This window comes from Trichococcus palustris (assembly GCF_900114465.1).
GTDB classification, from domain to species: Bacteria; Bacillota; Bacilli; order Lactobacillales; family Aerococcaceae; genus Trichococcus; species Trichococcus palustris.
Genome location: NZ_FOTD01000006.1, coordinates 158,306 through 166,875, shown reverse-complemented (window position 1 = coordinate 166,875; position 8,570 = coordinate 158,306). Strand labels below are relative to the sequence as shown.

At 44.9% G+C, this 8,570-nt stretch carries 6 protein-coding genes; 3 read left to right on the top strand and 3 right to left on the bottom strand.

Annotated elements, in window-relative coordinates; genetic code table 11:
* Nucleotides 1–270 (bottom strand): helix-turn-helix domain-containing protein (locus tag BM101_RS06240; RefSeq protein ID WP_177194401.1); only part of this gene is annotated, 270 nt, incomplete at its 3' end.
* A gap of 640 nt (nucleotides 271–910) precedes the next feature.
* Between BM101_RS06240 and BM101_RS06235 the strand changes: the two genes are divergently transcribed.
* Both BM101_RS06235 and BM101_RS06230 read left to right on the top strand, forming a co-directional pair.
* The gene (locus BM101_RS06235; RefSeq protein WP_087033140.1) at nucleotides 911–1,660 is read left to right on the top strand and encodes a gamma-glutamyl-gamma-aminobutyrate hydrolase family protein; all 750 of its coding nucleotides are present in this window, start codon (nucleotides 911–913) and stop codon (nucleotides 1,658–1,660) included.
* Between the two features lie 200 nt (nucleotides 1,661–1,860).
* Nucleotides 1,861–2,415 carry a CDP-alcohol phosphatidyltransferase family protein gene (locus BM101_RS06230; protein ID WP_177194408.1) on the top strand — a complete coding sequence of 185 codons (555 nt, stop codon included), beginning with the start codon at nucleotides 1,861–1,863 and terminating at the stop codon, nucleotides 2,413–2,415.
* Between the two features lie 81 nt (nucleotides 2,416–2,496).
* Here BM101_RS06230 and BM101_RS06225 read toward each other — a convergent pair whose 3' ends face one another.
* Nucleotides 2,497–3,675, bottom strand: coding sequence for a pyridoxal phosphate-dependent aminotransferase (locus BM101_RS06225; RefSeq protein ID WP_087033142.1), 1,179 nt, complete (start codon nucleotides 3,673–3,675; stop codon nucleotides 2,497–2,499).
* A 1,383-nt stretch (nucleotides 3,676–5,058) separates the two neighbouring features.
* Between BM101_RS06225 and ilvD the strand changes: the two genes are divergently transcribed.
* The gene (gene ilvD / locus BM101_RS06215; RefSeq protein ID WP_087033326.1) at nucleotides 5,059–6,747 is read left to right on the top strand and encodes a dihydroxy-acid dehydratase; all 1,689 of its coding nucleotides are present in this window, start codon (nucleotides 5,059–5,061) and stop codon (nucleotides 6,745–6,747) included.
* Nucleotides 6,748–6,956: 209 nt separating this feature from the next.
* Here the strand turns inward: ilvD and BM101_RS06210 are convergent, their stop codons facing one another.
* The gene (locus BM101_RS06210; protein WP_087033144.1) at nucleotides 6,957–8,381 is read right to left on the bottom strand and encodes an MFS transporter; all 1,425 of its coding nucleotides are present in this window, start codon (nucleotides 8,379–8,381) and stop codon (nucleotides 6,957–6,959) included.
* Between the last annotated feature and the right edge of the window lie 189 nt (nucleotides 8,382–8,570).

The window sequence follows — 8,570 nt, the reverse complement described above, 5'->3', positions numbered from 1 at the left end:
AAACGAATCCGCTAAGTGCTGTAAGGAGGACTGAAGCGCAATACTGTCGACTTCTTTCAACCAACCGGTTTCTTCTTCCCTTTTCATTTTGGGGAGCATGGCGGAGCAAGCGTTATAGGACAAGCCTTTGCCGGTTTCCGCATAGGTGGTGTTCCAGAGATCCAGAAAGTGATTAAAGACAAATCGTGAACAGCCGATGGTTTTCGCAATCAGAATGGTTTGTTCCTGATTGGGATAGAGGCGGAATTGATAGGCTTTGTATCGCAGCATTGAACTCATCTCCTTTACTCCAATTATACGCCGAGGCTGTCATAAGAACAAAAAAGACCGCGCCGATTCATCCCACGATTGAAATCACGGGTGTTCTCGGCGCACTAATAAAATGAATCGTATGCTATAGAGGCCAAAAAAGCAAGGATAATCAAAGATTCTGCACGAAAAACAGATGCTCACAAAGATGGAGAAAGGTCAAGGAATAAGGAAATCGTCATTGACATGCAGATTGCGAAGGGGTACAATGTGTTTAATTTATAACTGGAAAATGTGATAAGGATGAATTATCTAATCTTTATCTAATAAATAGCAGAGTAGGATGGAGGAAAGCATGATGAAAATGATGAATGGTTCTATGTGGATGATGTGTTGTTGCATGCAAGAATCTTGTGCATCACGTGATCATCTTTTTGACTTTCCTGTCATTTTAAATAACTGACGCTATCTATCCAGCTAGTGGTGGGTACCCTTCATCGAGCGGACCTTCCTTATGGGAAAACAAAAAATGAATACAGAGTGCATGAGTGTATAGTTATACAGTTATGTGCTTTTTTTGTATCTTGAATCAATAAACGTAAATTGAAATAAAATGATAGCACTGAAGCAAAGACTAAAAAAGCGACCGGGGGAGAAATGAATGAAACCAATTATTGGCATCGGCGGCAACCATCTGGCACCAACTGCGGGCTGCCCAATGGATAAAACATACACGCCGCAGGGATTTATTGATGGAGTGCAGGCTGCAGGGGGGATTGCGTTCGTTATCCCCATCAGCGATCCGCTGGATGCAGAGCACTATGTCAATGCGATTGACGGACTGATATTAGCGGGAGGGCAAGATGTTTCCCCGATATTTTATGATGAAGAACCGACCCATCATTTAGGGGCGACTCATCCGGAAAGGGATACCTTTGAGATAGCCTTGGTAAAAGAGGCATACAGACAATGCAAACCTATTTTTGCCGTTTGCCGGGGTATGCAGATCGTGAATGTCGCTTTTGGCGGGACGCTGCACCAGGACATCAGCATCATGGAACAGTTTCCGGTTCAGCATGATCAAAAAACGAACAGTCAATACGCTTCGCATTCCATAGCCATCGCGCCAAATAGTTTCCTGTCCTCCTTCCTTGGGGAGTCGCATTTGGTGAACTCCTTCCATCATCAAGCAGTCAAGGATTTGGCGGATCTGTTTGAAGCGACAGCCTGGAGTGCAGACGGATTGATTGAAGCGTTTGAAACAAAAGATAAAAATCAATCTATTTTTGCGGTCCAATGGCACCCTGAATTGATGCTTTCGGTTTCGCAAAAAATGCAGTATTTTTTCGATGAAATTGTCTTTTTGTCCGGTACAGGAATCCATTATCAAGACAATGTCATCAATTTTTAATAAGGCTGGCGATTGTGATTTTGGCAACCCGTTTCAGAAATGACCCATAATGATGAACGAGGATGCAAAGGTGGACGCTTTCTCGTTTTTTTTTTTTTTCGGAATTTATTCGGCGGAAGGTTACCGTAGAAATGGTCAAATGGGCAAAGATAGAATAGAATAAAAGTAAGACAGACAGGTGCAGAATGGAGGGGTGTTTGATGAAGCGCGTTCCGAATATACTCACATTGATACGGTTGTTTCTGATTCCTTTTTACTTGGCGGTGTTCTATTCCGACATCGCCCATCCGGTACGTTGGGCGATGATCATCTTTTTGATTGCGAGCCTTACGGACATTGTGGATGGCTATATCGCCAGAAAATTTGATGCCATTTCTAAATTTGGTCAGGTCGCCGATCCCTTTGCGGATAAGGTGATGCAAATTTCCGTATTGTTTTCTTTGGCGGACATCAACTATATCGAAAAGTGGTTTTTCTGGATCATTTTAGTGAAAGAGGCATTCCAGATAATGTTAAGCATTGCGATGCTGAGTGTGAAACCGAAAGTGATCATGCCGGCCAACATATTCGGAAAGGTGACGACGGTCCTGATCTTTGCGACCATCATCCTCTCTTTATTCAGACTGCCGTGGCTTATTTATTTGCAGATGTTCGTCAGCGCATTAGCCATCATAACCTTCCTGCAATATGCTTACCGCGCATCGCGAATCATGAAAGACAGACGGGACAACCCCCAAGGCAATAATCCCGATTGATGATAAACGATTGGTCCGAGAAAAAAACGCCCTCGTTAGCTTTCCCTTTCAATAGGGATGGCTGGCGGGGCGTTTATCTTTTTATTTCATTAAGAGATGCGGGTAAGCCTTTTTGATATAGGCTGCAATACGATCAACGGCCTCCTGCAAGACTTCTTCCGATTCGGCAAACGAAATGCGCAAGTAGCCTTCACCCATTTTTCCGAAGGCGGAACCCGGTGTAAGGGCAACGTGTGTTTCCAACAGGATTTCCATGGCGAAGTCGTAGGAAGATTTTCCGAACGCCTTGATATTCGGAAAAGCATAGAAGGCACCTTCCGTCTTCAAACAATGGAAACCCGGAATCTTGTTCAGCCCGTCAACAATGATATGACGGCGTTTATCGTACTCTGCCAGGAAATAATGCACCTCCGCCTGAGAACTGGTGATGGCAGCCACTGCCGCTTCCTGGACAAATGGAGGCACACAGAAGCCGATCGCTTCACGGAATTCGGCCATCCGTTCAATCGCTTGCGGGTTGCCGACCACGTAGCCGATGCGCCATCCGGTCATGGCATAGGTTTTGGATAAACTGTTTACAACGAAATGGTTCTCTTTGGCGCCGGGAACTTGGAACAGGCTGAAATGCTTCGTGCCATCATAAATAAGGCTCTCGTACACTTCGTCCGACAAAATCGTAATTTGATGACGGTCGGCAAGGGCGACGATATCCTCGATGTCCTTTTGATCCAAGATGGAACCGAGCGGATTATTCGGCGTATTCAGGATGATCAGTTTGGTTTTCGGTGTGATGGCCTTTTCGATGTCGGCAGCCTGCATTTTGAATTTATTGTGTTCGTAGACAGGCACGGGAACGACTGTCGCACCCAGCATCATGATTTGGCCAAGGTAATTCGGATAGCTCGGGTCCGCAATGATGACTTCGTCTCCCGTGTTCAGTACGGTCATCATGATGTGCAGGATGCCCTCGGTTCCGCCGAAGGTCGCCATGACTTCGTTTGGCTGGAAGGGGATTCCGGTTTGGTCCGTATATTTAGCCGCCACCGCTTTTTGGAAATCGGCTTCACCGACATTCGGGCCGTAGTGTGTGCGGTTTGCGGCAATCGCATCCTGTCCGGCTTTTTTGATGAATTTCGGTGTTTCAAAATTCGGCTCCCCGATTGTCAGCATAAGCGTATCGTCAAACTCGCTTGCCAACTTTGCCATTTTCCGGATGCTTGAAGCCGGGAAATTTTTTGATAATTCAGACCATTGATACATATGTGGTTCACCCTTTTACTTTCATTTTCTTCTATATTATCAGATATCCTTCGACTATCATAGTGCAGGAAGCGGGCACATGGGGAAATATGCGGAACGGGGGATCTGATGGATAGGGAAGGGACCGAAGGAAATGCAAAAGGAAGACAACGATAAATTTCTGGAAAGTTGTATCCGGCCAGTTCATTTCGGGTATAATGAGAGGATCGATCTTTTCAAGGATAAAAACGGTATTGCGGATCCTGGGGAAAGGGTGCAATCCCCGTTCAGGGCAGCTTCCAGAGTCCAGGTCAGCGGCCAGTGATTTCATTTGCCCAGGCAGGAGGCTTTCACCTCCAAAATAGAATGGAAATTTCGAAGAAAAGCAGAACGACTTTTATCGTTACGATGGTCTTTCGACCATCCAGAATACAGACTTATATTGGTTCTGGATGATGGATATACCGGGTCGCTATTGACTCGGACCATCAAACTGTTTTCGAAGAAGAAATATAATCACGTATCATTGGCGTTTGATGCAGGGCTGATGGATACATTCAGTTTCGGCAGAAAAAAAGCCAATAATCCTTTTGTAGGGGGGCATACAGGAGGATGTAACATCTGATTTCTACAGTCAGGCAAAATGCGTGGTTTATTCATTGGCTGTGACGCTGATGAGGCCGGCAGACGTTTTGGAGGCATTGCCGTTTGTACATTTGTATGAAGGGAATCTTTAACACTTCAATGAGCTGTCCATGAACGAATTCGAGAAAGACTTAGCGCATGAAGCGGAAGGGATGTTTCAATCCATTGATTTGGATGGGGTAGATCTCTGCTTTCCGGGAAATCTCCTTCCTTTTCCTATCCCTTAGACAGTTTTTCAAAGAAACAATATTATTGTACTTATTATAGAAGGAACAGGTTCGAGAGGCAGCCCCAAGTCGCCCCCGTCTGTTGAAAGCCATTATTTTATGGGGAGTCCCACGTTCCATTCTTCAGAACAGTTGCTTGCGGGATTTTGTCCGTTAAGCTTTCCCAAAAGCAGGCTAATCAGTAAAATCATCTCATTTAAAAAAGGGTTAACACGGCAGAATCATAAGAAAATATTAAAATAAGCGAATGGAATATGAAAGAGCGATAAAAGGATTGACTTCTTTCTAATTTAGATTTAATATTTAAAGAAAGATAATGGAAGGAGTTGCAGTACAATGAAACAACTGAACGATCAATCGCCGGCATTTTCTCGTGCTGCAAAAACCTTATTAGTCATTATTATGCCCTAGGATTCAAACTATTCGATTAGTTGAGTCCTATTCATTCTGAAGAAGGGCTTGACGTATGCTGAAGCCTTCTCAAGACGGAGGGCTTCTTTTTTATAATACAGAGGGAAAAGGGGAGACAGCAATGCGTAGTGATAAAATCAAAAAAGGTGTGGACAAGGCGCCGCATCGTTCATTATTGAGAGCAACAGGACAGATAAAAGAAGAGGCGGATATGGACAAGCCATTCATCGCTGTCTGCAATTCATATACAGATATCGTACCGGGGCACGTTCATTTGCGGGAATTAGGGGATATCGCAAAAGAAGCAATCCGCGAAGCGGGCGGCATTCCTTTTGAATTCAATACAATCGGTGTAGATGATGGAATCGCAATGGGGCATATCGGGATGCGTTATTCTTTGCCGTCACGTGAATTGATCGCCGATGCAGCAGAGACAGTTATCAATGCGCATTGGTTCGATGGGGTATTCTATATCCCAAACTGTGATAAAATCACACCAGGCATGTTGTTGGCGGCGGTTCGTACAAACGTTCCTGCCATCTTCTGTTCGGGTGGCCCGATGAAAGCTGGTCTATCCGCAACAGGCCAAGCGTTGACTTTATCCTCCATGTTTGAAGCGGTCGGCGCATTCAAGGAAGGCAACATGACTCAAGAAGAATTTTTCGATATGGAAGCAAATGCTTGTCCGACCTGCGGTTCTTGTGCGGGCATGTTCACCGCCAACTCAATGAACTGTTTGATGGAAGTATTGGGATTGGCTTTGCCGTATAACGGGACAGCTTTGGCTGTCAGTGAGGAAAGAAGAGAACTGATCCGCGACGCGGCATTTAAATTGATGGATTTGGTCAAAAAAGACATCAAACCGCTTGATATCATCACAGAAGATGCGATCGATGATGCATTCGCTTTGGATATGGCGATGGGCGGATCCACCAATACCGTGCTGCACACTTTGGCACTGGCCAAAGAAGCAGGCATCGACTACGATATGAACCGCATCAACGAAATCGCTGAAAAAACGGCTTACCTATCTAAAATCGCACCATCTTCTGCTTACTCGATGCATGACGTACATGAAGCGGGCGGTGTGCCGGCAATCATGAACGAATTGATCAAACATGGCGCTTTGCATCCGGACCGCATTACGGTAACGGGCAATACGTTGCGCGAAAATGTTGCGGGCCATGAAATCAAAAATGAAAAAGTCATCCATAAATATGAAGATGCCTATTCACCGGTCGGCGGACTATCCATCTTGAACGGGAACATCGCCCCTTTCGGCGGCGTCATCAAAGTCGGCGGCGTTGATCCGGACATCAAATCATTCACCGGTAAAGCTATCTGCTTCAGCAGCCATGACGAAGCGGTAGAAGCAATCGATAACCGTACCGTTAAAAAAGGGCATGTTGTCGTTATCCGTTACGAGGGACCAAAAGGTGGACCGGGTATGCCGGAAATGCTTGCTCCAACATCATCGATCGTTGGCCGCGGCTTAGGCCGTGAGGTTGCGCTTATCACGGATGGGCGTTTCTCCGGTGCTACGCGTGGGATTGCGATAGGACATATCTCTCCGGAAGCCGCAGCAGGCGGTCCGATTGCCTTGATCAATGACGGGGATGAAATCACGATTGATCTGGAACACCGTACCATCAACGTCAATGTGCCGGATGATGTGTTGGAAGAAAGAAAGAATTCTTTGACGCGCTTCGTGCCGAAAGTGAAAACAGGCTGGTTGGCCCGTTATACTGCTTTGGTAACATCCGCCAATACGGGTGGGGTGTTGAGAGTCCCTGATGAGTTCTTCTCTTGAAAATAAATAAAATATGAAAACAGGCCGGCAATGATTGAGCTATCGCTCCTATCATTGCCGGCCTGTTTTATTTTTTGCTGAAGAATGAGTCTATAAAAGCGTTGAAGCGGAATCGACAGATGAAGAAAACAGCTCCCGGGACAATGCTCCATACAAAAAAGCTGAAGCAACCTTAGTTGCCTCAGCTTTTTTTTTGAAGATTCATGAAATTATTTTCCGTCACGACGTGCTAACAAAATAGCGTTGTTTTCAAGAACTTTTTTCTTGCCTAATGGATAGATCGTCAATAGAATGATTCCGGCAAGTGTCAAGCCAACGGCAGGTGCGACAGTGTAAACTTGGTATAACCCATTTTTAACTGCTTCTGTTTGGACTTGAGCGGTTTGTTGATAGCCGATCACTGTCAAAGCGTAACCGCCGAGACCACCAGCAAGAGCTTGTCCGATTTTGCGTGCGAATGAGTAGCAGGCATAGACGGTAGCATCTTCGCGGACACCATTTTTGATTTCCATATTGTCGATGACATCAGTGATGAATGCCCAAATGATGATCATGAAATAGCCTTGGCCTAAGTTAGCCAAGAAAATGATCGTCAAGAATGTTGTAAGGCTTTGAACATGAGTGAAGTATAAGCCTGCGTATAAAAGGCCGGCGAAAATCAGTGAAATCCCACCGGATTCCTTTTTACCGAATTTTGATGCGATTTTTCCGGCGAATGGAGCAAGAATCAGGGTACCCAGCGTACCGAAAATACCGGCGATGGCCAATCCAGTTGTACTATTGAAGTATTCTGGATACACGTAAGCATTCATTGTTCCGACAAGCAATGTTGAAAGTAACAGCAAGATAGCGATCCCGATAAGCGTAAGCAAAGAACGATCCGAGAAGAAGAGTCTTGCGATTGCTTTCATTTCTTTGCCGATGGTAGTGCCTTCAGCCGATACTTTTGGAGCAGTCTGGACACGTTCAACCGAAAATGAGTAGCAGATGCGATACAAAATAAAGGATGTTACTGCAAAAGCAGCAGCGACGATGGTGAAGCGAACAGGGACAATGACTTGCGCTGCAACACCATTAACGACTGCAGATGTGAAAACGATTTTTGGAACAAGGAACGAGATGATGATGCTGGCGATAGCGGCACCACTACTTCTGAAGACAGAAAGGGATGCGCGTTCATCCGGATTCGGGCTGATGACAGAGGCCATCGAACCGTAAGGGATATTGATGGATGAATAAAGGATTCCCCAGATGATGTATGTCACATAAATATAAGCGATTTTGATAGGCATCGAGGCGTCTTGAACCCCGTAAATAAACATAGAGAACGTTGATAAGGCAATGATTGGTGCCATGCGACGAATCCAACTTCTGAAACGGCCATCTTTGGCGGGCTTAGCTGTATCAACGATACGGCCAATCGTAATATCTGCGAATGCATCAATGACACGGGAGATTAAAAACAGTGTACCAACAACAGCAGGGTTAACACCCAGCACCTTCGTATAAAATACCATCAAAAAACTACTTGTAAAAATGAATGAAAAATCGTTGGCCATATCACCGATAGCATAACTGATTTTGTCTTTCATCCCAAATTTTGGATATTCTTTCGTTTTATTTGCATTATCCATAGCAATTTCCTCCTATTTTAGCCTGGTAGGGCTTTCAAATTAAAATTCGGTATCACAATGCGATACCACGTTTTGTAACATGGATTATTATATAAAGCTGAACAACATAAGTCAACATGAAAAGGCTGGATTTCCATATGTTCGAAAAGTGTTCATATTTTGAAACGGGGGGGGAAAAGAGAATGGTAT

Bases quoted from the DNA above. Each gene is read 5' to 3' on its own strand.
- BM101_RS06230 (WP_177194408.1), top strand. From the start codon at position 1,861: ATGAAGCGCGTTCCGAATATACTCACATTGATACGGTTGTTTCTGATT.
- BM101_RS06210 (WP_087033144.1), bottom strand. From the start codon at position 8,381: ATGGATAATGCAAATAAAACGAAAGAATATCCAAAATTTGGGATGAAA.
- BM101_RS06235 (WP_087033140.1), top strand. From the start codon at position 911: ATGAAACCAATTATTGGCATCGGCGGCAACCATCTGGCACCAACTGCG.
- ilvD (WP_087033326.1), top strand. From the start codon at position 5,059: ATGCGTAGTGATAAAATCAAAAAAGGTGTGGACAAGGCGCCGCATCGT.
- BM101_RS06225 (WP_087033142.1), bottom strand. From the start codon at position 3,675: ATGTATCAATGGTCTGAATTATCAAAAAATTTCCCGGCTTCAAGCATC.